The sequence below is a fragment of the Methylobacterium sp. 37f genome, assembly GCF_023093475.1.
GTDB lineage: Bacteria > Pseudomonadota > Alphaproteobacteria > Rhizobiales > Beijerinckiaceae > Methylobacterium.
Window position 1 is genome coordinate 1 of sequence record NZ_JAGHKN010000053.1, and the last position, 23,297, is coordinate 23,297.

Genomic DNA, 23,297 nt, shown 5'->3' on the forward strand with positions numbered 1-23,297 from the left:
GGCCGAGCGCACGGTCGATCGGCTCTGGACTGTCGTCGGCAATCTGCTCGACGCCTTCACCCCAACCGAGTGCGCAAACTACTTCGCTGCCGCCGGTTACGATCCGGAGTAGGTGGAAACCGCTCTAGACAGGCCCGACGCTCGCTGATCCCGTAGGCCACCTGCAAGTGACCAGCGACCTCACGGCGAGCGGCAGGCCTTACCACTTTCGCTTGAGGACGTCCTGCAGCATGGAGCGGTCCAGCGTCAGGTCGGCGACCAGCCGCTTGAGCTTGCTGTTCTCGTCCTCCAGCTGCTTGAGCCGTCGGATCTCCGGCACCCCCATGCCGACGAACTGTTTCTTCCAGCGATAAAACGTCGGCTCGGAGACGCCCATCTTTCGGCAGACCTCGTCCACCGTCGCGCCGTTCTCCGCCTGCCGCAGGGCGAAGGCGATCTGTTCGTTCGTGAAGCGTTTGCGAGGCATGGCACCCACCCTCCTTCAGGGTTCAGGATGCCCGAAAAACGTGCGCTCAGCGCGGACCAGTTTGGTGGGTCAGGGTCAAGCCTCCTCAAGCGCGCCGAGCGTATCGAGAGATAGCAGCAGGTTAGGGCGCCGACGGGCCTGGTCGCCTTTCGCAGCCTGGCGAACGAGGAAGTACCAGATGCCAAGCTCAATTGGCGCCAATTGGTCGCTGATGGGCGAGCCAAACTGCGTTGGAACTGCATTGTCATTCCATCACCGGCCACGACCACGGAGAAGTGGGAGGCGCAGACGGCGCACCCGTGCGGTAAGCCCATCCACTAAATCGTGCCAGACCGCACATCCACGCCGCGTAACTGGGTGCATCACAAGAACGGTCGTCGTCTTGCCCCCCTTCGACGACTCCAACTAACGGCGCAGAGGCTTTCAAGCCCTGCGCCGTTTGCATGTCATAGGCAGGGTCGCATCGTGCTGCCGTTAGCTGGCGAGACGCTGCGCCTGACGCTTGGCTGCATCGAAGGCCTGGAGATCCAGGGCGAGGTTGATGATCTGGGCGCTCTTCAGACGCGCCGGCTCGATCGCGCTGCCGATGCCGTGCTGTAGGTAGACCTCCTCCACCTCCGGGGTTCGCATTGCGCCGCCCATGGTCCAGTTGGGGAACGAGCGGCCCTGAACGTTGCGCGCATCCATGATGGTTGCAGTTGTATGCCTTGGGTCACGGGCAATACGAGTATAGGTGGTGCTCACCTGAGATTGGTCACCCTCAAGGATCTGAATGAACCAAGTCTTGTCGAAAATCAGGAACCCGGTGATCCCGTCTCGGCTGTTGTTACGCTGTGAAGCTGAGACGATCTCCCGCAAATTTGTGAGCATCGCGCGATCATTCCCGAGGACGACGTTGCGGCTGTAGTAAACAAGCTGGTGGATCATCGTAGTTTTTCACTTCTACCAACAGGCGGTTCGCGAGCAGATTTTCGTCTCTCGCAGCTAGACGAGCCGATAACGCAGCGTAGATCAGATTGTTTTTGATCAGAAATCGTTGTTTGATCGATGAGTTAATTGAATCGTAAGCCGCGAAAATGAATTACCGGCTGGCTACTTACTAAGATGGATCTTCCCAAGATCCTGTCGCTACGATCCGCATCTTGGCATCCAGCAAAGGCCGCTGAAGTTCCATCGGGATCTCACGGGTGCGGAAAGCCAAGTGCTCCACTCCTCTGGGGCCGTCAGCAGCACCGGCACGGCGTCGAGTCGATCGGGCCGACCACGCCATTGGCTTCGCAGGTCGGGAACGAGAAAAGCTGGGCGTGTCGCAAACATTCAACAGCCGAAATAATCTCCTCTGATCAGGGCATTGCGGTGCCTGTTCACCGCCTAATGACCTGCCTCGTCGAGGTCGGTGAAGCCGTCTGATGGGTTCGGAGCCACCCGTGCAACCGTGCTGAGAGCAGAATTTTCCACGGCAGAAATCTTTGCGACACGCCCGGCATTTCCGGTCTGCCGCTCACGAGAACGAAGGGAATGTTGCAATGAGTGATACAAATGGATTGACGGGATTGTTGCGCTCGGTGATACATGTGTCATCGAACGCAACACAGGCGGGCCGATGATCCGCAGTTTCCATGATCGAATAACGGAGGCGGTGTTCCGGGGTCGTTGCCCTAAGGGGTTCCCGGCCGACCTCTTCAAAACCGTTCGGCGGAAGCTCACCGTGCTCAACTCGGCGACAACGCTGGATGACCTCAAGGTGCCGGCATCGAACAGGCTCCATCCGCTGGGGCGCGACCGGGCTGGACAACACGCCATCGCGGTCAACGACCAATTCCGGCTCTGTTTCGCTTGGACGGATGCCGGGCCGGAACGGGTCGAGTTCACGGACTACCACTAGGATCTTGCGACGGACGCAAAGGAGGGCAACCGCCAATGTCTGACACGATCGGAAACATCGAGGCCCTGCGCCAGACCTTTGACACCGCCGATGGTGCCGGGGACATGGAGATCATGCCCCCAGTTCACCCTGGCGAGATCCTGCGCGAGGAATTCATGGCCCCGCTCGGCCTCACTGCCGGCGCGGTCGCGAAGGCCCTGGACCTTCCGCGCTCCCGCATCGAGCGGATTGTGAGGGAGGAGATCGGCATCAGTACGGACACCGCCCTGCGGCTGGCCCGGTACTTCCGCACGTCGCACCAGTTCTGGACGAACCTGCAGGCGCATTTCGAGAGCGAGAGCCTGCTTGCGGAGATTGGGCCGGATCTGGAGCGGATTGAGCCCGTGCCCGAACAGGCTCAGGCCGCCTGATGACCGCATTCGGAAAGCGCCTCATCCAATCCGCCCAGGAGGCCGGCGCCATCGCTCGCGGCGAGGCCGACCCAGTACGTACCACACGCACACCCCGACCGACGTCGACGTGCGGGCGATCCGCGACGGCCAGAAGCTCACACAGGCCGCGTTCGTCGCGCGCTACGGGTTCCCCATCGGGACCCTGCGGGACCTTGAACAGGGTCGGGCGCGGGCCGGACGCCTCAACGCGGGCTTACCTGCTGGCGATCAGCCGGGAGCCGGCGGCGGTGCGGCGGGTTCTTGAGGCTACTGGCATCGAGCCCCTGCGCCACGGCCGCCCGGAAATTCAGCTCGCGGAGCCTCAGGTATTAGGCGGGAACTACTCGCGTTCGGCCGCGGCGTGAACGCCTCGCTAGTTACGGCCTCCGGCCCTGCCCAGGAGCCTGATGAGGTGGACGGCTCCTGTCGATGAGATCAACGACCTCATCTGGGCACAGCGATGCCGTAGCGGGGGCCGTCCACCCCATCAGGCCCTTGGTTCTACCACTTATGAGGTTTCACAGCGTTGCGAATTTGCAATGGTACGGTGTCATGACGTTGCACCCTCAAAAAATTGCGATATTGCAGCTTCATGACGCCTTAATGCCTCGACGTTATGAAGCTGCGCATGAGAACGATCACGCTTGTCACTCAGAAGGGCGGGGCTGGGAAGACCACCATCGCCACGTCGCTCGCCATCGCCGCCCAACAGCGCGGTGAGATGGTCGCTGCCTTCGATCTCGATCCTCAGGGGTCGATGGTCGAATGGGGTAAGATGCGGAAAAAGGCCGACCCCGCAGCCATCCCGGATCAGCACCTTCCAGTGATCGAGCGCTTCCCGCTTGAGCGCATCGGCCAGATCGGCTCGATGCTCGATAGCCTTGGTGGGAAGGGTGTCACGCTGACGATCTTGGACACGGCAGGCGCCGATACGCCCACGACCCATGCAGCCATGGAGGCGTCGACGTTCTGCCTAGTACCCATCCGGCCGACGCGGCTCGACCTGCTTGCGGTACGCGCGACGGTGCAGGCGATCATGCGCAGCGGGAAGCCGTTCGCGTTCGTCCTGAACCAGTGCTCGCCCATCCCTCGCAACGGTCGGGCGAATGACACGGCGACAGGCTTGGCGTCGATCGGCTTCGTGGCCGAGCCTCTAATTCTCCTCAGGAACGACTATCAGGACGCCTTTGCCTCAGGCCAAGGCGTCACCGAGTACGCCCCTGACAGCAAAGCCGCCGACGAGATCCGGCAGCTCTGGAAGTGGCTCGACACCCAATCCAAGGAGATGAAGGCATGAGCCGCCGCGCACCCTCGATCTTCGACGCCGACACCATGCTACCCAGCGCTGATGAGTCGCCTGAGACCTTGGAAGCCGCTCCAGTTCGGAAGGTCGGCCGACCGGCAAGGTCGACCGCTAAGCCCAAGCCGACGCCCTTCTACATCCACCCGGCGGTCAAGGAAGTCCTGCGGGACATCAGCTACCATAAGCGGGTCAAGGAGCACGATCTGTTCGTGCAAGGCCTTGAGTACGTTCTGAAAAAGAACAGCTACCCGACGATCGCCGAGATCATTGCCAACGCCGAAAAATTATAATTTCGCAACGCTGTGAAATTGCAGCGTTGAAAATTTACTTCGGACCTTGCTACCTTCGGGGGGCCTGTCGCAAATGCAATCGCGTGGGCGTTTACCCGACGTTGACCATACCGCCTGCATGGCGCCTCCGTTTTCGGAGGCCGCCCATGAGGGCGTGTCGCAAACATTCAACAGCCGAAATAATCTTCTCTGATCAGGACATTGCGGTGCCTGTTCACCGCCTAATGACCTGCCTCGTCGAGGTCGGTGAAGCCGTCTGATGGGTTCGGAACCACCCCAGCGGATTGAGGTGCAGCCGTGCTGAGAGCAGAATTTTCCGCGGCAGAAATCTTTGCGACACGCCTTGATGCCGCCGCCGACCAGATCATCCAGCGGATCGCCGCTGGTACCTACCAGGAGGGCTGGCCCCTCCTCGTCATTACATCCCCCGGATTTCAGGAGCCCTGCCCATGACGACGATCGCCAGCCTGCTCAAGCGCGTGGAGCGTATCGAAGCGAAGCAGATCACGACCCGGCCCAGCGTCATCACATCCGCAATCGTACTCACCGACGAGATCTTACGGGATGCTGTTACTAACTGGCAGCAGTGGGTCAAAGACGGCTGCGCCAGCGTTTACGGCAGCCATATGCATCTGCGGGCGCCGATGCTCACCGTCGAGGAGTGGGAGGCGCAAACTGCGTACTTGCGCGGCGAGCCCGTCCACTGAACCGCGCCGGACCGCACAAGTACGTTTGAAGGAACATCAGCGTGTCGATACAACTTCGTACAGATATCGTTCGCGCATTGGCAGCAGCGTGCGAACAGGTCAAAGGAGCTGGAGGCAGTGACCCTGAGTTTGTGGACGTGATGATGCGCTTTGTCGATGGAGCCCTACGCTTCCTCGAACAGGACCGAGACATCTGGGAGGCTCGACGAGCCGTACTTGAACGGCTGGAGAGTGCCGCGCTGCTGATTGGTCGCGATAGGACCGGACCCTATGACGGGCGCTCGAAACGAGCCATTGAAACGGCGTGGGCATATGCTGTTCAAGCAATCAAGGAATTGCAGGCCCAGATCATGCGGAATGGCCGTGTGAACGCCGCAGGTGACCGTGTGGGGCTCGGGAAAGCTGGCGCAGCGATCCAGTAGCGGCTGTGCCAGAGCACGTCTTGAAAGGCCTAGGAGACGCGCAGCAGCTCAGTCCCCGAAGTAGTTACCCCGCCTTGGCTTCGCGGAAGGTGTCAGCCTCAAGAGCCATCAGCGCCTTGCCCTTCTTGAACGCGACGTGCGTCTTCTTCTCGCTGAGAAGCTGTTGGATCTCCAGGATTTGGGGTGCCGCGCTCGGCATGGTCTGTAAGATCTGGACGGCCAATCGAGAAAGCTCGTTCAACTCCTCGAAGGGGTTCTCTTTCAGCACGATCTGCTGAAGAGCAAAAACCATCTTCGAACAGGGCGACGTTGCCTCGCTTTCGCGGATCATCTCGCTTTCGCGTAGGATGCGGCAGTGGTTCTTGATGACGAGGCTGACGCCAGAGCCGGCGTTACAGATCTCCGCGCCATTGATGTAGACCGTCTCACCAGGTTTAATCGTCAGCTTTAATGCCACTGCTTAAACTCCTTTTGAGCCAGCCAAGCACGCGCCCAAAAGCGAGCGTCTGTGTTTTGAAGTACTTTCAATTAGTTAAGGATTGATTAACCATGCACCTAAAACACACTGGTCAGGTAGAACTTGGCACATTGATTTAAGCAGCGATTAGGAAGTCGAGCGCCCAAGTGACGTGCCTTCGAAATTAGAGGGTTTTTCGATCCAAAGGATCAGCAGTATGTCTTCCAGCATCACCCTTTCGGCCGCCACTCGCCAAAACCTGCTTTCGCTGCAGGACACCGCTGCACTCGCGTCCACGACACAAAATCGCCTTTCAACCGGCAAAAAAGTGAGCTCGGCTCTCGACAGCCCGGTGAATTTTTTCACTGCGCAGGCATTGAATAATCGTTCTGGCGACCTTAACAGCTTGCTTGACGGTATCTCGAACGGGATCCAGACTATTCAGGCTGCAAACCAAGGTATCACTTCTATTCAGAAGTTAATTGACAGCGCTAAGTCGATCACCACTCAGGCGCTTGCCAGCAAGAATGCTACGGGCACTACCACAGCGGCAGCGGCAGGCGCGGCATATACCGCCGCAGCAAAAACGATCGATTTTACCGTAAATGGTGCTACGAAAAGCGCCACCGTTCTGGTGGGCGACACCTCAGCACAGGCTGTAGCGAAGCTCAACGCTGCCGCTGGGACGACTGCATTCTCGGAGGCGGCTGGCACCATTTCATTGGTTGCTTCTTCTGACACGAGCATCGGCCTTGATGCTGCTAACGCCACCAAGGTCGGATTTGCTGCCGCTGTTGTAGATAATTCTACTGATACGACGCGTTCTTCACTTGCAACTCAGTACAACGCTATCCTAACCCAGATTTCACAGTTGGCAAACGACGCTAGCTTCAACGGCGTGAATCTTATCAACTCGACCGGCACTAACGGTTCGAACAAACTACACATTTCTTTCAATGAGACCGACAAGTCGTCTCTTGACGTCGCGGGCAAAGATCTAACTTCTTCCGGCCTAGGTTTGACCAATGTCGACACAACGACTGCGACTGCAAAGTTTCAGAGTGATGCCGATGTAAAAACGTTCGTTTCTGCCCTGAATACTGCGACCAATACGCTCAGAGCTGCAGCTTCTACCTTCGGATCCAACTTGTCGGTCGTGCAGAACCGTCAGGATTTCACGAAGCAGCTCGTCAACGTTCTTGGGAACGGCGCGTCAAATCTCACCGACGCAGATCTCAACGAGGAGGCAGCGAACTCACAGGCCCTGACCACTCGTCAGTCCCTTGGTATCTCGGCTCTCTCGCTTGCTAACCAAGCGCAGCAGGGCATCCTGCAGCTCCTCCGCTAAGCGGACTAGCTATAACTACTACAGGGCGGCCGGGGGAAACCCCGGCCGTTTTCGTTTAGGCCACCGCCTACAGAAAGCCGGAGCCCGAATGGTCTTTGAAGGCGTTCGCTCGGCGTATGTACCCGACGACCGTGCGCGGGTCGCGGTGCCCCGACTGATCCATGATGCGGGCGAGATCCGCGCCCAGCTCGGCCGCTGTCGTGATGTACCCGGCCCGTAGGCTATGCGCCCCGAAGGTCGAGGCTTCGAGCCCGGCAGCGGCGGCGTAACGCTTGAGCACGTCCGCGACGGCCTGGGTTGTGAGGCGCGGAGGCCGCGCAGACTTCCCCGCGACACGCACCCTCCCCGACCGAGACACCGGCCGGAACACAGGCCCATCGGAGATCCCGGCCGCCTCGAGCCATTCACGGACCAGGGCGACCGGCCGGATGAAGCGGCCATGTGGGATGGCCTTCTCGAAGCCCTTGCCCTCCTGATCCATCTTTGAACGCCGTACAATCACACGCAGGCCGTCGCTGTCCTCGCGCAGGTCGGCCACGTCTAGGGCGACAAGCTCGGAGCGCCGTAAGGCCCCCGCGAAGCCCAGCGCCAGCAAGGCCCGGTCGCGCTTGCCTGTTAGGGTGTCAGGGGTCCGCATCAGCATCGCGGCCAGGACCTCGGCGGTTGCGGCCGCCTTTTGGTTCGGCGCCGTGCCGATCGTCCGCCGGACGCCCTTCAGGGTCGCTCGCACGTCCTCGTTGTCGGTCGGGTCCGGCAGGCCCGCGAGCTGGTGCGCGTAGCGGATCGCGGCGCAGCGCCGGCCGATGGTCGAGGCTGCCCGGCCCGCGTCGGCTTCATACGTCAGGAAGCCTGCGACCGCCTGGGACGAGGCCGGCAAGGAGCGGAACCCGTACCCGGCGCACCATGCCTCGAACAGCACCGCGTCGCCCCGGTATGCCTTCACGGTCGCGTCGGCTTTGCTCGCTCGCTGGTAGGCTTGAACGACGGAGGCGAGATCCGCCGGCAGAGCGTCGCGTGATGCAGGCGTCAGGCCGGCACTTGCGTCTTCGCCCCTCCCTATCGTGAAGAGCGATACCATAGGCCCCACCTAACGCTAAAACTTTCGAGAAGAACGCTTATCGGAAGTTACAAGGAGAGGATACCCGGCGCAACTGAATTCGCGAAATCCTGAAACCCTGAAATAAGCAAATCGAGCCTTCCGTGTTTCCCGCTTGCCCGAACCCCGGTCGTCATGGTTTCCGAGCTTCAGGCCGTCAGCAAATCCTTAAGCCGTGAACGCCAGAATGCCTGGACCCCTGAACCCCCGACGCGGGACGCGACCCCTATGCATGTGATCCTCGTCGCGACCCAGAAAGGGGGCGCCGGCAAATCCACGATCTGCGCGCACTTCGGGGCCTTGGCCGAACGGCAGGGCAAAACGCTCCTCATCGACGCCGATCCGCAGGGCTCGCTTACCGATTGGTACACGAGCCGCCAAGCCGAGACACCGCTACTCGTTCAGGCCGACGCGACCAACATCGGGCCGATACTGGACACCGCGGCCGGGGAGGGTATCGCCTGGGTCATCATCGACAGCGCCCCGCACAATGCGCCTTTGATGGCGTCGCTGATGAGCCGGGCCAGCGTGACCGTCGTCCCGGTGCGTCCCGGGCCCTTCGACCTCAAGGCCGCCGGCAAGACGCTGGACATGGCCCGCGCCCTTAAGGCACCCATTGCCTGCATCATCAATGCAGCCCCGCCCATCACGCGCGAGAACGAACCAAGCGTGGTTGCGGAGGCCCGTATCGTCCTGACGAGCATGGGCGCGCCTGTCCTGCCTGGTCAGGTCTCGCAACGGGCCAGCTTCTCGCACGCGCTCATCACCGGCCAGAGTGTGACCGAGTATGACCCTGACGGCCGAGCAGCTTCCGAGATCGCGGCCATGTGGTCGGCAGTTACGAAGCTTGCCGAGAGCTTCCCCCGGAAATCCTGACCCCCTGAAACTCTGAGATCCTGAGAGCCCGAACGATGGCGGCACCTAAGCGGCCCACCCTCACGCACCTTGCAGTCCCCAAGGCAGCGCAGCCCGCGCCCCAGGTCGAGGCGGCACCGCCGCCGCCGGTAGACACCCCGGCAGCGTCGCAAGCATCTATGCCCAGCGGCAAGCGGGTGCCGACGCCGCGGCGAGCCCCGCAGGACATGAAAACGGTTCAGGTTCGCATCAACAAGCGCGGATGGATGGCCCTGCGCAATCTCGCGTCCGACAAGGATCTGAGCCTAGAGGCGCTGATGGTCGAGGCGTTGAACGATGCCCTGTTGAAGCATCAGCAGCCGCCCATCGTGGAGCGCCGCACGGGCGAGCGCGGGACCGAGGGCATTGAGGCCGAGTGAACGCAGAAAGGGCGCAGCCATCGCCGCGCCCTCATTCTGCCCGTGAACACCTGAAACGCGGAACCCCGCTATTCAGGGGTTCCGGGGCCGGCGTAGCGGGCGCCTAGGGCGTGCCCGAACTTGCGCCCTGTCGAGATCCGCGACGGCGCGTTCTGCCCGTGCCCGCCAGCGATCGGCCGCCGCGTCGTCTCCGCGCGCCCTGGCCCGTGCCATCCCAGCGGTAAGCCGGCGCACCCGCCAGAGCTCAAAGCCCATCCAGGCGAGGCCCACCAGGGACGGCACCGGCACAGCCTGGGGAATGGAAGGAACGACACCCATCAGCCGGCCACCATGTAGAGGGCGACGAGGACCGTTGCCGTGATGACGTTCCCACGTCCGACTTCGTGCCCCGCATCGCGGAGGAGGGCGCAGCGGATGCGCTTGAGGCGGCCGAGGCCACGGGCGACGGCGGGAAGGCCCAGCGCCAAGGCAGCGCGCATAGTGATCCGGGTTTTCATCGAGCGGCGTCCTGTTCGGCGTCGGAGGAGGAGCCGCGCAGCCAGACGACTTGGCTCGCGTGATGGTTCTCGGGCGCGCCGAGGGAGGGTTCAGCGTCGGCACCGTCCTCCCGATCGGTGTCCCCCTCGATCTGGTCGAGGAGGGCAATCAGCAGGTCAGCGGTGTCGAGAGCCGCTTGCGCCGCGTCCTCGATCTGGCGCCGGATTTCAGCCGCGGAGGGCACCGGCGGAGCCACAGGGGCAGACACCGGGCGACGAGGGGCGAAAGTGTGAACGTTGCTCACCGGATCAGCCCTGGCTTGGGACGGAGGCCCGCAGCGCCTTCAGCAGCGCCGGGTAAACTTCGCCGAAAGCGGTCCGTTCGCTATCCTGCGGCGCTCCGTTCGTATTGGCGTAATCGGCAACCCATGCCTCGACGAAGGATGCGAGCGCCCAGCGCCCGGCTTCCGTGGCCGGGGTGGTCCCCAGGACTTCGGTCGCAAGATCGCTCCATGACAGCGAGAGGCGCTGTTCTTCCGCGCTTGCGAGGTCGAACCCGCCCAGAGCGTCCCAGCCCTCATCTCTGATCCGATTGGAGTAGACGCCCCAGGCATCCCGAGCAGCCTGATAGCGACCGATCACGGAGAGCAGTGGGCCGGCAGGCCGGACGGAAGGAGCCGCCTCAAGCATCGGACTACAGGCGATCAGGTCGAGGATGCGGACGTGCTGTTCGTTGGCCTCGTCCTCATCGAGGGCGTACCCCTCATCTTCCAAGAACTTGCCAGCATAGCGAGCCAGGGCCACGCAGCCCGCCGCCGTGGTCGGGACTGTCTTGAGCAGCACGCCATTGACGTGGGCGAAGAACGCATCGGTCGCCGCATTCTGTTCAGGGCTCGGCTCCGTCTCCCCAGCCGGCAGCTCCACATTGTAAGCGCAGGTGCGGGCCATCGTCAGGCGCCGTGTCTCGGCGATGGCCGCTAGGATGGGGTCAGCAGCCAGCGCAGCAGCCGGCGCGGCCGCGGCGGTATCAGCCGGCTTGCGGCGGATCACACGGGAGGCCGAAGCCTTGAGGGACGCGGCGCGCTCGCGCAGCGAGGGGCGGGCGGTGTCGCGAGTAGCAAGGCGGGCGAAGGAGTTGCGCATGGTGAGATTTTTCCGGCTTTCAGGGTTTCAGTGACTAAGGGTCTCGGGAAAAACTAGGCGAGCGTGGCGAGGCCGATGACGACGAGGCCGCCGCAGATCAGGGACAGCGCGGCGATTGCCTCGCCGAGGCTGCTCAGGAGCCGCAGGGCCGGCGCGAGGGGCGCGCGGGCGGGTTCGGTCGCTGGGAAGTCGAGGCGCAGGTACAATGCCAGATCCGCGGCCCGAGCGAGCACCGCCGCATCGGTGATGCCGTCGTGCTGAATGTGCCAGCGCAGATGACGGAGGAGGGCGAGGGCGCCGAACTGCGTCGCGCAGGGCGTCGCCAGGAGGCGAGCCAAGGCGCCTTCCATCTCGACGTGTCGGCGCGCCACCAGGGCGTCGGTTGCCGACTGCCAGACGGCCCAAGCCTCGTCGTGGTGGTCGATGGCCACGAGGATGGGGTCAGCGTGGAAGGGAACGTGCTCGATGACGAGGGCGTGCGAGGTCGATGCCATAACCGGGGCTCCGGGGCTTGGGGTAGTCAGGAGAGGGAAGGGGCGGTGCCGGGAGGCGCGGAGCGCTCAGTCGGCCGGGATGGGCAGCGAGGCCCAGGCGGTGCAGTCCAGCGGGTAGGCGCCAGGACGGGCGAAGACCTCGCGCAGGCGGCGCAGAGCGGCGTGCTTGGCCCCGTGGGCGCCTGTTGGATGGGCGTGGCTCACCCGGTCGCCGTAGTACCGGACGAGAGCCAGGGCGCCGGCTCGCGTCGTTGGGGTCAGGGCGTGAAGCTCAGACCGAGCGGCGAACCGAGCCCGCGCCGTCTCGATGCGGCGGACGCGCCACTCAGGGGAGAGGACGCCACCGGCCAGCCGAGAGGCCGAGACCAGCCCGGCGGCGCGATGCGCGGTGTCTGCGGCCTCCGTGATGCGGATGGCAGCTAGCCGCGGGTAGGAGGGCATGGCGAAGCCGACGCGCATCAGGGGACCGAGGAGGAGGGCGCCGCCGAACAGCGAGCGCCGGGTCAGGGTGTGGATGGTCATCGGCCGGGCCTCAGTGAGCAGCGGCGCGCTGGGCGGCCTTGGCAACCTGCCAAGCAGCCTTGAGCGAGACGGACATCCGGCGGCCCAGGTGGAGCCGGTGCGGATCTGGTGGGCCTTCGCGGCGGCTGCGGCGTGAGCCATGATCGCGGCGCGATCGAACTTGCCAGCGACGACGAGGGGACGGTGGGTCTTGACGAAGCACTCGACCAGGGCGCAGGCCGAGAGGAAGCCGGCGGGGAGCTGCACGCGGTCGTTCCGCATGTCGCGGGTGGCGGCGGTCCAAGAGATGGCGCGGCGGAAGGACATCGGGGTTAGTCCGTTGACTGAATGGCTTGTTGTGATACTTATGGATCACTAAGAGCCGATGGTCAACACTTAAAGATCGAAATGAACCAAAAGGATCAATCGCCCATCTCAGGAAGGCAGATCGCAGCCGCGCGTGTGCTCCTCGCAATGGGACAGGCAGAGCTTGCTGCTGCTGCTTCCATCTCGGTTCCGACGCTCAAGCGAATGGAAGCAAGTGAAGGGCCTGCGACTGGGATGGCGAACAACGTAAGGGCCGTCGTCGGGGCCCTGGAAGCCGCTGGCCTTGAGTTCATCCCCGAGAACGGGGGAGGGGCCGGCATCCGGTTTCGCGAGAGGAAGGCGCAATAAGGATACCCGCGCTACGTCGGCCTCATTGCAACGCCGATGGAACATGAAAATTTGAGGCATGTTAAGGTGTGTCCCTAAGAGGTGCCTCATGCCGTCCGATGGAAAACGCGAAAGGGCTGCAAGTCCCGAAATCCAGTCTGCAATGGATGCATCCGGCTTCATCGGCACATGGGAGAACGACCTTCGCGCCGATCGAGTGTATCTCTCTGGTTCGCTGATCAATCTAGTTGGAATTGCACCTGAACGGGCAGCGAGTGGGATGCCATTGGCCACGTTCCTTTCTGGCATCCATCCTGATGATCGGGATCGCGTCGCCGAGCTTGTCCACGAGGCACATGGGACTGCTGGAAGGTTCGCAGCACAGTTTCGAACTCTTCGTGCCGATGGAGCTGTCCATTGGGTATCGGCGCGTGGGCAAGTCGAGGCGGACGCACAGGGGCGAGGTGTCCGCTGCCTTGGTATGGCGGTAGACATCACCGACGCTCGCGCCGATGAAGCTGGTGATAGCGAGCGGATTGAAGTCATTGAGCGTCTTGTCGATAGCCTGATCGCACTTCGTAAGCTGGTTGCTCATGAGGGCAATGAAGTCCTGAGAACTCTCATTGATATGCTCCTTCTTGAACTTGGAAACGAGCTATCCCAATCCGTCCATGAGGCTGGATACAGGCAGATACACTAAGGTCTACCGTCGGCGCCAAGAGGGAGAGTTTTCTACTCCACGAGGTGCCTTGTTGGAGCGAAATATGCTTCGGTTGGGCAACGGTTATGCGCCTTGGAGCATTGGGCCAACGTTGACCCTTCACTGAAGCTTGCGGAACCTCGTGACCGAGGCTGTGTCTGGCTTTGTCCTAGCTACAACGCGGCTTGCCAAATGGCGTCGTCGCCGCCACAAATCTGAGCCTTTCATGAAGCAGCCTTCCGCCCGATCTGGTCGTATCCTGCGCCGGATCGCGGAGACGTTGAAGGTTCCTCTTGAGACGTTTGCACCAGGAGCAGAGCAGTCCGAGACAGCGCCTGCTCAATCGGCAGCGCTGCTACGAGCCTTCCTGAAAATCGAGGATCCGGAAGCACGAAAGAGGTGTCTTGCCTTCGTAGAGCAAGCCGCTGCTACATCCATGTCCCGAGCACCCTGAGCAGCCCCAAAGGATATGGGACAGCGTCAGACACGATGCCGGAGCCGCCCGACCGTCACTTTCATCTCGGCCACCGCTGGCGGCTCTGTGGCTTAGGCGAACCAAGACGTGCGTCTCGGCTTGGTCGAGCAAGGCAGACGCTGAGCGGTGACGCCATTCCCATTTTGAAGCTGCGCTATCATAGCGCGCTTGAGATCCGGCTAACCGCCTTCCGTCATTCTACCCCTGAGCCAAGTTGCGTATCGGCTCAGCGTGAGATGAACGATCCTACCCCGCCGGTCCCGTGACCAGATCGGGCGGCGGGGGCAGGCTTGCCTATGTCGGACCGCCGCAGCGAACCTGCGACGATGGCTTGAGGCAGTGTAAATAGACGGAGGTTGCTGGGCTGCGGCGCTAGATACCCCCTAGGATCGCCCAGGATGCCCCAGGACAGCCGAGAGCCGAAAATCGTACCGGACCGCCCTTACAATCCTTATGCTTCCTGGGAGCCACGGGCGACCCGTTTACCGTCTCCACGCACGCGCGTAGCGGGCGTGCGCACGCGGTATTAAAGGTTTTGCGCCTCAACCCGCGCCAAATGGGCCAGTTTGACCAAGGGGCCGGACGGGAAACGGGCGATTGGATAGGCCGTCTGACCCGACAACAATCCCGATTTGAGCCCGTGCTGCCTTGGGGCGTGTGAGATCCGGCTAACCAGTCTGAGCCATCCTGCCAGCCAGCCAAGTTGCGTATCCGCTCCTTCGTAACGAGCAGACAGAGCCCTGCTGCCATTCCTCCCTGTCAGGCAGCAGGGTCTCTCACGTTTGGTTAACCATATCCTGCCCACCCTGCTGCACTCAGCAGGCAGGAGTGACCGTGAACCAGGCTCATCTCATCACCGTCCGCGACTTTGAGGATGGCTGTCCGGTTCCTGCTGAAATGCTCGGTCGGCTCTACCGCGCCGACGCTGAGACGCTGTCGAACCTCATAGCAGGCATTTCTCAGCGCACGCGTGCCCAGCTGGCCGTCTTCCTCTATGGCCGGATACACACCCGTGAACTCGGAGTTCGTATCGCAGCCATGTGTGAGGCGGCGCTGCTGATGCAGACGGCAGGCACCCTGGGCGAAGTCATCTACGCTCAGTCGCGCACTGGCTACGAGCGACCCACCTACGGGGAGGTTCATCGCCCTCTGAGGAGCGCAATCAGTCTCGCAGGATCACGGAAAACGGGTGATCTGCACGCCTGAGCACCCTGTAGCCGACGCCCATCCTGAGCCCGTACTCCTTCGACCCGACTGGCATTGACCCAGCCGCTCCCCTATCCCGTCCGGCCTGCAACAGCCGCCGGACCCCATGTCAGCCTCAGCGAAACCGAAGCTCGTCCCTGCCGACCCTGCGCCCTGGCGTAAAGGCTTCCTGGATCTGCGTCCCAGCGTCGTCCCATGCCCTGGCTTCACCCTTCAATCCTGGGGAGGCGCGCATGAGGCGTGCGTCGACTTCCTAGACCGTTGGGCGGATGAGGCGGTCGCTCTCGGCTGGACCACGCTCGAGATCTTCGGCGTTCACCCTGAGGTCGGTACTGTTCGCCCCGACTTCTGCGGCGCCCTGGTGCTCGGTGCGGAGCGCGTGTCCGAGATCGCCGAAACCCGCATGCGGTTCGTGAACACGACCTACTATCGAGACACGCCGGGGCGGCCGACCGGCGCCGTGCCGATCTGGAGGTTCGGACGTTAGTTTTCGGCCATTGATACCCATCCGAACTGTATGCAATCTAAGAATGCATTGATCGGATGGCTTGCTGATGCCTGACGCGTTTACCGAACCAAACACAGGCGTCGCCCCGATCGTAAGGATCGGAGCGCACGCCACGGAAATCGGCGTGATCGCCGAGGACCTCGGCCAGGAGATGCTGAAGACCGTTGTTCAAGCCCTCCTCATCGAGGTTGGCCGAGAGACCGCCCGCCATATCGCGCAAGGGTATCTGGACGCACTGGGGAGCTGAGCATGCCCGAGGAGCCCCATCGGTATCGCTCATTACCGGCGGAGATCGCGCATCAGCAGCGCCGACACGGGCACTTCCTGATGTGCATGGTGATCGTTCTGATCTGCATTCTGGCCTCCAGCGCCGGCATTGCCGGCTTGCTCACCTGGATCGGAGGGTAACGCCGGCGGGGTCGGCCCCGCAGTGAGGCGGGACTGCGATCCTTTGGAGCTCCGGGAGACCGAGCGGCGCGCCGTTTCTCAGGCGTGGGCCGTCGGTAGCTCGGCCACCTGCGTGGTGTAGCGCGGGCTGCGCATCTCGAACTTCGTCGACCAGGTGCGCTTCTCTGTAAGCCCTGCCCGGGCCGGCACGACGGCGCCCCGGCCGAAGCGTGCGTTGCAGGCGTCCATCGCAGCCATCAGCGGAGCGCTGCGCTCGCGGTCCAGCTGACCGATCAGCGCCCGCGGCGCATCCTCAAGGACCTTCAGGTCGGTCGTGACTACGCCGGCCTTGCTGTAGCGCCAGGGACGGTCTCCAGGCGCCTCGCGCCAAGTGCGGGCCACCCCGGCCTGCGCCGCCTTGATCAGGGAAAGCGTGTCGTTCGTGGCTTCCGGCAACGTCACGGTCGTCGAGACCGAGCGCATCGGATCGCCGCGGTCGTGCTCGGACGTGTGATAGAAGACCGACACGTGCGTAGTGCCGAGCCCGCTGCGTCGTAGCTTCTCGCCGAGACGCGTCGCGTGGGCGGCGACCGCCTGTTCAAGCGTTTCACGCTCGGTGATGCGGCGGGAGAACGACCGGGTCACGGCGCAGCCTTTGCGCTGGGCCGGCATGAGTTCGAGCGGCAGGCAGGCCAGCCCACGTAGCTCGTAGATGATGCGCTCGCCCACCACCGTCATGGCTTTGCGCACCGGACGCGGGTCGAGGTCGCGCAGATCCGCAACCGTGTCCACGCCGAGGCCGATCAGCTTGGCGAGCGAAGCTCGGCCGATGCCCCAGACCTCGGCCACCGAGATCCGGCAGAGCCAGTGGTCGTAGGCCACCGGGTCGGTCAGGTCGCACACCCCGTCGAGATCCGGGATCGTCTTGGCAATGTGGTTGGCGAGTTTCGCCAGCGTCTTCGTCGGACCGATGCCGACGCAGGTCGGAATGCCGGTCCAGGCTCGCACCGTGGCGCGCAGATCCCGCGCGAGCGTCACCCGGTCCCGATCGCGCACGTCCGAGAGGTCCAGGAAGCTCTCGTCGATCGAGTAGATCTCCACGGCCGGCGAGAAGTCCCGGTAGACCGCGTTCGTACGGGCGCTCATGTCTCCGTAGAGGGTGTAGTTCGAGGAGAAGACCCGCACGCCTTCGCGCTGGCACTGCTGGCGGATCTTGAACCAGGGATCGCCCATCTTGATCCCGAGCGCCTTGGCCTCGGCCGTGCGGGCGATGGCGCAGCCGTCGTTGTTGGAGAGCACGATCACCGGCACCCGGGCGAGTTTTGGATCGAAGACGCGCTCGCACGAGCAGTAGAAGCTGTTGCCGTCGATCAGCGCGATGGCCCGGCTCATCGCACCAGTCCGGCGCGGGCCACGTGCCAGCGGATCGAGAAGCGCACCACGCCCCAGATCTCACCTTCGATCAGATCCTCGACCGCGAAGGCCGGCAGGTCGGGATTGTCGAAGGCAAGCCGCGCGACGTTGCCCTCGATGACGAGGCGCTTCAGGCTCATGGTGCCGTCGACGATCGCCACGACGACGCTGCCGTTGCCGGGCTTGAGGCTGCGATCGGCCACCGCCAGATCCCGATCGAAGATGCCGGCCCCGCGCATGCTGTCGCCGGAGATGTTCCAGGCGAAGGTCGCGGGTGGGTTGGGTGCCAGCCAGCGCGGCAGTTCGAGCGAGCCCTCGAGGAAGTCGTCGGCCGGCGACGGGAAGCCGGCGCAGAGCGCGGCGCCTTGGATCGGAATGCGGACCGTGCCGGCGCTATGGGGTGCGAGCTCGGCGACCTGCAGCAGCTTCATCGGCCGTCGTCCGGGTAGATCGCACCGTCGCGGATGTAGCCGCGCGAGATGAGCCGGCGCTGCTGCACGGTCCGGCGCTCGGCCTCGGCGAGATCACCCAACGCATCCTCGACGGACTGCACGAGTGCAGCCCAGGCGTCACCGCGCGCGGCGCGATGGTAGGCGAGCGCGATCGTCTCCGCTTCGGTCAAGCGGATGTCCACAGGGGGGTCGTTGGGTTGGGCCTGCATCTCGCGTCCGGTTCCTGCTAGAACACAACGGGAACAAAGCGCATCGCCGGGCGTGGTTCAATCGAAACGGCCAAGCCGTGAAAAGGCGCCGTGGACGCCTGTGGAGTGCGGGGTAGAAGACCAATGCCGACCCGGCTTTACCGCTTCCACTGCACGGATGGGCACGATCTCGTCGCCGATCTGCGCGGCCGGCGGCTGCCGACGCTGGCGCTCGTGCGACTCCAGGCCGAGCGGGTCGCCCTCGACCTCATGGCACACGGCGGGCACCTGGATTGGTCCGCCTGGTGGGTAGAGGTCTACGACCAGAACGGCAGAGCGGTGCTGTCTAAGGCGTTCACCGACGTCCGCCAGGATCGCCCGGGGGCGCGGGTTCGAGAGGGAACCGCATGACCTTCAGCGAGGAAGCGGCCGAGCTCCATCGGCTTGAGGCGGTCGCCGTAAGTCTGGGCATGACCAGCGCTGCGTTCGAGTGCATTCTGCGGGAGGTCACGGCCGCGGCGCAGGTCGTGGGCGCCTCTCCGGTGGAACAGCTCGGGGAGATCCGGCGATGCATTCATCTCGCCGGCAGCGGCACGCAGTTCGATCGTATCCTTGAGCAAAAGTGTCCGGAGCCCGTCGGCTGGGGGTAATCCAAGGAGTACACCGGGAAACGATAGGCCCGGCGCACATCGACGGTGCCCGGGCCGCGCAGGCAGTATCAGGCGAGGTCGTTCTGTTCTTCGGGCTCTTCGGGGAAGCGTTCAGCCGGATCTGCCGTCTCCCCGGTGTGGCTGCCCGCGATCTTCTTGGTCTCAGCGGCGTCACCCTTGGGCTCGGAGCCCTTCGGATCGCTACTCCCGTCCCTCGTGATCACCTGATCCATCGGGACGTCCAGCGGGTCTTGCTTGTTCTCGCCCATCGTTTCCTCTCCGGTTTTTATTCCAGACCAACGGCTGAGTAAAACGGTTGTTCGAGCGCTCTGGCCGGGCCGCTGGGGCGCAGATAATGGTATCGCCTCTCCTAAAGCCTGAGACCGCGTTGCCGCTCGTCATCATCGGCCGCTATGAAGCCAGCCAGCACCCGAGCTGGTGTGGTGTAGACGGTTCGAAAACCTTTAGGCATTGGTCCGCAGCCGATGCAGACGGCGAAGTCCCACCGGCGCCAAATGCGCGTGTTGCGTTCGTCGGTAGCTCGCTGCCGTGCCTGTCCGCGCTCAATCGCCTTCTTTATTTCAGCAGCTTTCTCGTCGCTGGTGGCGCTGGATGTGGGGGGTAAATCAGGACGAGGCTGGCGTTTTCCCTGACTAAAGGCAGGGCTTCCAAGTCCGAACGTTGCGCAGAGGATGAGGCACAGAACGCGCATCAGATCTCCCAAAACAGTTCAAAAATTTCTTCATCTACGGTCACTACGTCCCTCATTATATAAAAGTTTCGATTATTAATTATTTTCCGGCGATGCTTTAAATCACGCTTCCGTGACAAAATAAAAATGCCTTAACTTGCGCTCAGCGGATGAAGGTCGGGTCGTTTCTCGCCATGAACCAGCACCAAACGCAAAGCACGACGCAGGTAGTTACAACTCATCACGCGCAGCAGATATCGCGCATGGCTCGGGTTAGGCTTTCGATCGGCTCCGCTATCTTTCGGTGCTCCCGGTACCAATCCTCGATAAGGCGCCGCTCATGCCTACGGCCCAATAAGGTGTGCCTTCCAGTATGGTAGAGCCTCCGCATGCGTTCATGGCCCTTCCTCCTCGTCCTGCTCCTCGCCACGCCGGCCCTTGCCGATCCGATCGTCGGCCGCGCTTCGGTGATCGACGGCGACACGTTGGAGGTGCGAGGAACGCGCATCCGCCTCCACGGCATCGACGCGCCCGAGAGCGCGCAGGTCTGCAAGGACGTCGCCGGCAAGGACTACCGCTGCGGCCAGGCGGCGGCGCTGGCCCTGTCCGATCACATCGGCAAGCGCCTCGTGACCTGCGATCCGCGCGACACTGACCGCTACGGCCGGGTCGTCGCCGTCTGCCGCGCCGACGCCGAAGATCTGAACGCCTGGATGGTCCGCCAGGGCCACGCCACTGCCTACCGGCGCTACGCCGAGGACTACGCCAACGCCGAGCACACCGCGAAAGCCCTCCGGCTTGGCATCTGGGCGGGCACGTTCCAGGAGCCGTCGGAGTGGCGCCGGGAGAAGCGCGCCGGTGGCGAGCATTCACGGCCTGAGACCGTCACGCCGCCGAGCAAGGCAAGCGGCTGCAACATCAAAGGCAACATCTCGGCCGGCGGCGAGCGGATCTACCACCTGCCTGGCTCAAGCGACTACGAGCGGACCCGCGTCAACGACCGCGCCGGCGAGCGCATGTTCTGCTCGGAGGACGAGGCCAAAGCGGCCGGCTGGCGAGCGCCACGCAGATGAGGCTTACCCTCCGCTCGCTGCCTTACCGACCACCTGATGTCCTGGCGTCCTCACACTGAGACGCCTACTGCCCAGGCATCCGGCGGATCTGGCTGATGTTCTCGGTGGAGAGGTCCGCATAGAGGCTGTGGGGAGCTTTATCCGGCGTCCTTGAGCTCGACGTAAGAGCTTGACGTCTCAATGCGCTACCTTCCGAGCCAGTCGCGTAACGAGGCTTCTTATTGGCAAAATTATCGCTGACGGTCTTCTTGTAAGAAGGGGTATCTCCGCACCCCTCGCAGATCGACATTGTCCAAGATTGCCAAAGGCCGTTTGTCTTTTCTTCCATTGAGGCAGCTCGCTCACGCTGAGCGGATGCAAGCTGCATAGTATCCAGGTCTGGAGCCTGTTTGGGTACCGGCGCAGTGCGTAGCTCATTCAGCAGAGTATCGTTCTGACCACCGCCAAAACGTCCGGGAGGTGCGGATTGGGCCAGAGCTGGGGAGCCAAGCGAAATCAAAGCGAGGAGTGCAGTCTGAAAGCGCATGGAAAATCCTTTCCATCACCAACTGTACGAAAGACCCTGTGTTCTGAATGCTTCAAAACAAAATTAACCATCTCGGATTGCCCCGTTGGGTGAAAGTCGGGTCGCATAACGAGGGTTAATCCAACTTTGGGTTCAGCAGAGACCTACGAGTGCTACGCCCCCGATGATCAAGATGGCACCGACGATGCGCCCCAGACTAGCTGGGTGCTGGTCGAAGCCGACCCATCCGAAATGATCCAGCAGGACCGACGTGACGACGCCTGCGGTGACGAACAGCCCAAGGAAGGCCGCAGCTCCGATCTGCCGGGCGATAAAGAACTGGGCGAGAATGATGCCTCCGCCCATGATGCCGCCGAACCAAGCCCACCAGGGCATTTGGATCGCTTGGTCGAGCGATGGCCATGTTAGGCGCCCCGTGAGCAGGCCCACGGTCAGGATGCAGGTGGCCGTGCCGGCGACAACCACGAGTCCGCCGGTCAGCGACTGCGACAGTCCTTTAGACAAGGTACCGTTCTGACCAGCCTGAACGGCATTAGCGACGCCCGCGAGCAGGACGAAGCCGTAGAGGTACCACATGGTAAACGCCCGCCCGCTGAGATCTCCTTAGATAAGACCGCTCAGCCGGAAAGGTGCAGTGCGTCGGCTCTAAGCCTTGTCGGCCTTCTCTTTTGCCAGCCTCAGGGCCTTCAGGCGCACTGTCTTGTCCTCGGTGGCCTGCTGGGTCGCGTCGTAGTCAGCTTGCGCCTCGCCCCCTGCGCGAGCCCTTTCCAGATGCTTGGCAGCCTTCGTTTCACGCCGATCCCGGGCGCCGCTGTCATCACTCGTCATGGGGGCTTGGCTTCCGGGTGGCGATGGATCGGGCAGGTCCTACCGTTGACTTAACCATGCCCGCCACGCGACATGGCATGTCTGGCTGCGTTCGCCCTTTGGGGCGAGTCGTAAGCTGGCATCAGGAGAGATCACCGCCGCGAGATAGACCCTGAAACGACTACGGCCCCCCAGTCGCCAAACTGGAGGGCCGCGAAATCGAAATGGCCTGTGGTGGCCGCTGTCAGTCCCCCACAAGCCATATGACCCCTCTGGGTGTCAAGACGGAACGCCAATTCCGTCAACGGTGAAGTCGTGCCTTGTGCCTGACCGCGGCCCGTAAGGGACCGGGACCGATGTTTCACGCCGCCATGCAGGCCGCGATTGAGGGCGCGCGAACGCTCGCGCAGATGGACGAACTATCGCGCCAGCTCTGGCGGGGGCACGGGGAAGGGGTCGTGGGCGACCATGAGGCCCAGATCCTCGCCGAACGCCTCCATGGGCGCCGTAGCGCCATCCGGGAAGGCATCCGACCGATCGGCATCCCGGCGGGGCGTGCGAGCTTGTTCCCGCCGCGTAGGAGCCTCAGGAGCACGGATCGAGCTGCATCCTTGGAGCGACGCCGGCTGCTGGCCTGTTCCGGTCCCCTGCCGCCTCAGATCGCTGCACGCTTCACGGAGGGGCAGCGGGCAGTCCTCCGCATCGTTGGGGACGAGGTTGCTGCCAAGGGTGTGTGCGGCCTCTGCATCGATGCCATCGCGGCCCGAGCCGGGGTTTGCAGGCGCTTGGCGCAGGCGGCCATCCGCTTGGCCGAGGGCGACGGGCTGGTGACGATTGAGGAGCGCCGCCACGAGGGCCGGAAGAACAGCCCGAACCTAGTGCGCGTCATCAGTCGCGAATGGCAGGCGTGGATGCGTAGAGGCGCGCGTGCGGGAGATGCCTCCCACCGTGGGGATAAGCCCAAGCCCCAATGGCAATCAGGCATAGGGTGCAAAGCGATGCATCCCACGGATAAGGGGATAACTCTGGGGACAGGTTTGCCACCAAAACCAACCAAGAAGCTGCCGGAACGGCAGAGCCTTGCCCATCGGTAGCGCGATCTCCGTCATGCCTCAGGTAGACTGAACCCGCGCAGCTATGCGTGGGATGAACCGCCCCGGGTTTCCCGGAGGCTCCAACTCCTGAGAGGATGGAGCCATGACGAAGCGAACCCCACCGTATTCTCCTGAGGTCCGTGCCCGCGCGGTGCGGATGGTGCTGGACCACCAAAGCGA

The 23,297-nt window shown here is 63.0% G+C and carries 34 protein-coding genes and 2 pseudogenes; 19 read left to right on the forward strand and 17 right to left on the reverse strand.

Features of this window, described 5'->3' with window-relative positions; translation table 11 throughout:
* A pseudogene (locus J7U37_RS22925) lies at positions 1 to 112 on the forward strand (IS630 family transposase); the annotation flags it as partial.
* A 16-nt stretch (positions 113 to 128) separates the two neighbouring features.
* Here the strand turns inward: J7U37_RS22925 and J7U37_RS22930 are convergent.
* Together J7U37_RS22930 and J7U37_RS22935 are read right to left on the reverse strand one after the other, a co-directional pair.
* A pseudogene (locus tag J7U37_RS22930) lies at positions 129 to 466 on the reverse strand (transposase); the annotation flags it as partial.
* A 474-nt stretch (positions 467 to 940) separates the two neighbouring features.
* The gene (locus J7U37_RS22935; protein ID WP_247637231.1) at positions 941 to 1,393 is read right to left on the reverse strand and encodes a BLUF domain-containing protein; all 453 of its coding nucleotides are present in this window, start codon (positions 1,391 to 1,393) and stop codon (positions 941 to 943) included.
* Positions 1,394 to 2,069: 676 nt separating this feature from the next.
* On the opposite strand from J7U37_RS22935, the gene J7U37_RS22940 reads away from it, so the two are divergent.
* From J7U37_RS22940 to J7U37_RS22965, 6 genes are all read left to right on the forward strand, one after another.
* Entirely contained in the window at positions 2,070 to 2,351 is a 282-nt protein-coding gene (locus J7U37_RS22940) for a type II toxin-antitoxin system RelE/ParE family toxin (protein ID WP_056187258.1), read from the forward strand.
* A 35-nt stretch (positions 2,352 to 2,386) separates the two neighbouring features.
* A complete protein-coding gene (locus tag J7U37_RS22945) occupies positions 2,387 to 2,761 on the forward strand; it encodes a HigA family addiction module antitoxin (RefSeq protein WP_056187261.1) in 375 nt (124 codons plus the stop codon).
* A 649-nt stretch (positions 2,762 to 3,410) separates the two neighbouring features.
* Positions 3,411 to 4,079 (forward strand): ParA family protein, encoded by a 669-nt coding sequence (locus J7U37_RS22950; RefSeq protein WP_247637232.1) that lies wholly within the window; start codon positions 3,411 to 3,413, stop codon positions 4,077 to 4,079.
* Positions 4,076 to 4,375: a hypothetical protein gene (locus J7U37_RS22955; RefSeq protein ID WP_056187264.1), complete on the forward strand. Its 300-nt coding sequence runs from the start codon at positions 4,076 to 4,078 to the stop codon at positions 4,373 to 4,375. The genes J7U37_RS22950 and J7U37_RS22955 overlap by 4 nt, the downstream gene beginning before the upstream one ends.
* 449 nt (positions 4,376 to 4,824) lie before the next feature.
* Positions 4,825 to 5,082 (forward strand): hypothetical protein, encoded by a 258-nt coding sequence (locus J7U37_RS22960; protein ID WP_247637233.1) that lies wholly within the window; start codon positions 4,825 to 4,827, stop codon positions 5,080 to 5,082.
* 41 nt (positions 5,083 to 5,123) lie between these two features.
* Positions 5,124 to 5,504 carry a hypothetical protein gene (locus J7U37_RS22965; RefSeq protein ID WP_247637234.1) on the forward strand — a complete coding sequence of 127 codons (381 nt, stop codon included), beginning with the start codon at positions 5,124 to 5,126 and terminating at the stop codon, positions 5,502 to 5,504.
* A gap of 64 nt (positions 5,505 to 5,568) precedes the next feature.
* Here the strand turns inward: J7U37_RS22965 and J7U37_RS22970 are convergent, their stop codons facing one another.
* A complete protein-coding gene (locus J7U37_RS22970) occupies positions 5,569 to 5,961 on the reverse strand; it encodes a flagellar biosynthesis repressor FlbT (protein ID WP_247637235.1) in 393 nt (130 codons plus the stop codon).
* A gap of 217 nt (positions 5,962 to 6,178) precedes the next feature.
* Between J7U37_RS22970 and J7U37_RS22975 the strand changes: the two genes are divergently transcribed.
* Positions 6,179 to 7,309 carry a flagellin gene (locus J7U37_RS22975; RefSeq protein ID WP_247637236.1) on the forward strand — a complete coding sequence of 377 codons (1,131 nt, stop codon included), beginning with the start codon at positions 6,179 to 6,181 and terminating at the stop codon, positions 7,307 to 7,309.
* A gap of 67 nt (positions 7,310 to 7,376) precedes the next feature.
* Here J7U37_RS22975 and J7U37_RS22980 read toward each other — a convergent pair whose 3' ends face one another.
* Complete coding sequence (locus tag J7U37_RS22980; protein ID WP_247637237.1) at positions 7,377 to 8,252, reverse strand: site-specific integrase; 876 nt, start codon at positions 8,250 to 8,252, stop codon at positions 7,377 to 7,379.
* A 288-nt stretch (positions 8,253 to 8,540) separates the two neighbouring features.
* Here J7U37_RS22980 and J7U37_RS22985 point away from each other — a divergent pair, with 288 nt between their 5' ends.
* On the forward strand, positions 8,541 to 9,281 hold the full coding sequence (locus J7U37_RS22985) for an AAA family ATPase (RefSeq protein ID WP_247637238.1): 741 nt from the start codon (positions 8,541 to 8,543) through the stop codon (positions 9,279 to 9,281).
* Between the two features lie 206 nt (positions 9,282 to 9,487).
* Positions 9,488 to 9,679: a ribbon-helix-helix domain-containing protein gene (locus J7U37_RS22990; RefSeq protein ID WP_056187079.1), complete on the forward strand. Its 192-nt coding sequence runs from the start codon at positions 9,488 to 9,490 to the stop codon at positions 9,677 to 9,679.
* A gap of 317 nt (positions 9,680 to 9,996) precedes the next feature.
* Here the strand turns inward: J7U37_RS22990 and J7U37_RS22995 are convergent, their stop codons facing one another.
* From J7U37_RS22995 to J7U37_RS23015, 5 genes are all read right to left on the reverse strand, one after another.
* Positions 9,997 to 10,176: a hypothetical protein gene (locus J7U37_RS22995; protein ID WP_247637239.1), complete on the reverse strand. Its 180-nt coding sequence runs from the start codon at positions 10,174 to 10,176 to the stop codon at positions 9,997 to 9,999.
* Positions 10,173 to 10,400, reverse strand: coding sequence for a hypothetical protein (locus tag J7U37_RS23000; protein WP_247637240.1), 228 nt, complete (start codon positions 10,398 to 10,400; stop codon positions 10,173 to 10,175). The genes J7U37_RS22995 and J7U37_RS23000 overlap by 4 nt, the downstream gene beginning before the upstream one ends.
* A 64-nt stretch (positions 10,401 to 10,464) precedes the next feature.
* Entirely contained in the window at positions 10,465 to 11,298 is an 834-nt protein-coding gene (locus tag J7U37_RS23005; RefSeq protein ID WP_247637241.1) for a hypothetical protein, read from the reverse strand.
* 53 nt (positions 11,299 to 11,351) lie between these two features.
* Positions 11,352 to 11,792: a hypothetical protein gene (locus J7U37_RS23010; protein WP_247637242.1), complete on the reverse strand. Its 441-nt coding sequence runs from the start codon at positions 11,790 to 11,792 to the stop codon at positions 11,352 to 11,354.
* A gap of 66 nt (positions 11,793 to 11,858) precedes the next feature.
* On the reverse strand, positions 11,859 to 12,620 hold the full coding sequence (locus tag J7U37_RS23015; RefSeq protein WP_247637243.1) for a hypothetical protein: 762 nt from the start codon (positions 12,618 to 12,620) through the stop codon (positions 11,859 to 11,861).
* 81 nt (positions 12,621 to 12,701) lie between these two features.
* Between J7U37_RS23015 and J7U37_RS23020 the strand changes: the two genes are divergently transcribed.
* The 6 genes from J7U37_RS23020 to J7U37_RS23045 all read left to right on the forward strand — a co-directional run bounded on the left by J7U37_RS23020 (position 12,702) and on the right by J7U37_RS23045 (position 16,244).
* Positions 12,702 to 12,968 carry a transcriptional regulator gene (locus J7U37_RS23020; RefSeq protein WP_247637244.1) on the forward strand — a complete coding sequence of 89 codons (267 nt, stop codon included), beginning with the start codon at positions 12,702 to 12,704 and terminating at the stop codon, positions 12,966 to 12,968.
* Positions 12,969 to 13,056: 88 nt separating this feature from the next.
* Complete coding sequence (locus J7U37_RS23025; RefSeq protein ID WP_247637245.1) at positions 13,057 to 13,647, forward strand: PAS domain-containing protein; 591 nt, start codon at positions 13,057 to 13,059, stop codon at positions 13,645 to 13,647.
* A 1,309-nt stretch (positions 13,648 to 14,956) separates the two neighbouring features.
* Entirely contained in the window at positions 14,957 to 15,328 is a 372-nt protein-coding gene (locus J7U37_RS23030; protein WP_247637246.1) for a hypothetical protein, read from the forward strand.
* 106 nt (positions 15,329 to 15,434) lie between these two features.
* On the forward strand, positions 15,435 to 15,815 hold the full coding sequence (locus tag J7U37_RS23035; RefSeq protein ID WP_247637247.1) for a hypothetical protein: 381 nt from the start codon (positions 15,435 to 15,437) through the stop codon (positions 15,813 to 15,815).
* 67 nt (positions 15,816 to 15,882) lie between these two features.
* Positions 15,883 to 16,083 carry a hypothetical protein gene (locus J7U37_RS23040; protein WP_247637248.1) on the forward strand — a complete coding sequence of 67 codons (201 nt, stop codon included), beginning with the start codon at positions 15,883 to 15,885 and terminating at the stop codon, positions 16,081 to 16,083.
* 2 nt (positions 16,084 to 16,085) lie between these two features.
* A complete protein-coding gene (locus tag J7U37_RS23045) occupies positions 16,086 to 16,244 on the forward strand; it encodes a hypothetical protein (RefSeq protein WP_247637249.1) in 159 nt (52 codons plus the stop codon).
* Between the two features lie 78 nt (positions 16,245 to 16,322).
* Here the strand turns inward: J7U37_RS23045 and J7U37_RS23050 are convergent, their stop codons facing one another.
* Genes J7U37_RS23050 through J7U37_RS23060 form a run of 3 tightly spaced genes read right to left on the reverse strand, consistent with a single transcriptional unit; the run spans position 16,323 to position 18,258 of the window.
* The gene (locus tag J7U37_RS23050) at positions 16,323 to 17,615 is read right to left on the reverse strand and encodes a Y-family DNA polymerase (RefSeq protein WP_247637250.1); all 1,293 of its coding nucleotides are present in this window, start codon (positions 17,613 to 17,615) and stop codon (positions 16,323 to 16,325) included.
* A complete protein-coding gene (locus J7U37_RS23055; RefSeq protein WP_056482944.1) occupies positions 17,612 to 18,067 on the reverse strand; it encodes a S24 family peptidase in 456 nt (151 codons plus the stop codon). Before J7U37_RS23055 ends, J7U37_RS23050 begins: the two co-directional genes overlap by 4 nt.
* Positions 18,064 to 18,258 carry a hypothetical protein gene (locus J7U37_RS23060; RefSeq protein ID WP_338011511.1) on the reverse strand — a complete coding sequence of 65 codons (195 nt, stop codon included), beginning with the start codon at positions 18,256 to 18,258 and terminating at the stop codon, positions 18,064 to 18,066. The genes J7U37_RS23055 and J7U37_RS23060 overlap by 4 nt, the downstream gene beginning before the upstream one ends.
* A 162-nt stretch (positions 18,259 to 18,420) precedes the next feature.
* Here J7U37_RS23060 and J7U37_RS23065 point away from each other — a divergent pair, with 162 nt between their 5' ends.
* Positions 18,421 to 18,687 carry a hypothetical protein gene (locus tag J7U37_RS23065; protein WP_056187334.1) on the forward strand — a complete coding sequence of 89 codons (267 nt, stop codon included), beginning with the start codon at positions 18,421 to 18,423 and terminating at the stop codon, positions 18,685 to 18,687.
* Positions 18,684 to 18,926 (forward strand): hypothetical protein, encoded by a 243-nt coding sequence (locus J7U37_RS23070; protein WP_056187335.1) that lies wholly within the window; start codon positions 18,684 to 18,686, stop codon positions 18,924 to 18,926. The genes J7U37_RS23065 and J7U37_RS23070 overlap by 4 nt, the downstream gene beginning before the upstream one ends.
* A 68-nt stretch (positions 18,927 to 18,994) precedes the next feature.
* On the opposite strand, the gene J7U37_RS23075 is transcribed toward J7U37_RS23070, so the two are convergent.
* Complete coding sequence (locus J7U37_RS23075) at positions 18,995 to 19,195, reverse strand: hypothetical protein (RefSeq protein ID WP_056187340.1); 201 nt, start codon at positions 19,193 to 19,195, stop codon at positions 18,995 to 18,997.
* Positions 19,196 to 19,296: 101 nt separating this feature from the next.
* A complete protein-coding gene (locus J7U37_RS23080; protein WP_156634208.1) occupies positions 19,297 to 19,638 on the reverse strand; it encodes a hypothetical protein in 342 nt (113 codons plus the stop codon).
* Positions 19,639 to 20,006: 368 nt separating this feature from the next.
* On the opposite strand from J7U37_RS23080, the gene J7U37_RS23085 reads away from it, so the two are divergent.
* Positions 20,007 to 20,690: a thermonuclease family protein gene (locus tag J7U37_RS23085; RefSeq protein WP_056187344.1), complete on the forward strand. Its 684-nt coding sequence runs from the start codon at positions 20,007 to 20,009 to the stop codon at positions 20,688 to 20,690.
* 64 nt (positions 20,691 to 20,754) lie between these two features.
* Here J7U37_RS23085 and J7U37_RS23090 read toward each other — a convergent pair whose 3' ends face one another.
* From J7U37_RS23090 to J7U37_RS23100, 3 genes are all read right to left on the reverse strand, one after another.
* A complete protein-coding gene (locus J7U37_RS23090; RefSeq protein ID WP_156634210.1) occupies positions 20,755 to 21,216 on the reverse strand; it encodes a hypothetical protein in 462 nt (153 codons plus the stop codon).
* Between the two features lie 132 nt (positions 21,217 to 21,348).
* Positions 21,349 to 21,792 (reverse strand): DMT family transporter, encoded by a 444-nt coding sequence (locus J7U37_RS23095; RefSeq protein ID WP_056187347.1) that lies wholly within the window; start codon positions 21,790 to 21,792, stop codon positions 21,349 to 21,351.
* A 69-nt stretch (positions 21,793 to 21,861) separates the two neighbouring features.
* On the reverse strand, positions 21,862 to 22,044 hold the full coding sequence (locus tag J7U37_RS23100) for a hypothetical protein (RefSeq protein ID WP_056187350.1): 183 nt from the start codon (positions 22,042 to 22,044) through the stop codon (positions 21,862 to 21,864).
* Between the last annotated feature and the right edge of the window lie 1,253 nt (positions 22,045 to 23,297).